The organism is Burkholderia sp. SIMBA_051 (assembly GCF_046534915.1).
Lineage (GTDB): Bacteria > Pseudomonadota > Gammaproteobacteria > Burkholderiales > Burkholderiaceae > Burkholderia > Burkholderia ambifaria.
The window spans coordinates 1-262 of record NZ_JAWRXS010000438.1; the positions used below are offsets into that span (position 1 = coordinate 1).

1 pseudogene is annotated in these 262 nt (G+C 57.3%); it reads left to right on the forward strand.

From position 1 onward, the window contains the following. A pseudogene (locus SB771_RS35185) lies at positions 1-262 on the forward strand (MFS transporter); the annotation flags it as partial.

A 262-nucleotide genomic window follows, 5' to 3' on the forward strand; every position in this document is an offset into this window, starting at 1 on the left:
GCCGTCTTCGGGCTCACCTGGTACATCACGCAAGGCTCTGAGCAGGGCTTCACGAGCCGCGGCTCGCTGTACATCATTGCGGCTACGATCCTGAGCTTCGTTCTGTTTCTCGTGGCCGAGCGAGTGAACGCGCATCCCATGTTCGACTTCTCGGTCTTTCGAATCCGCAAGTTTTCCGGTGCGATCATGGGTTCGATCGGCATGAACTTCAGCTTCTGGCCGTTCATTATTTTCCTGCCGATCTTCTACCAGGGCGCGCTGC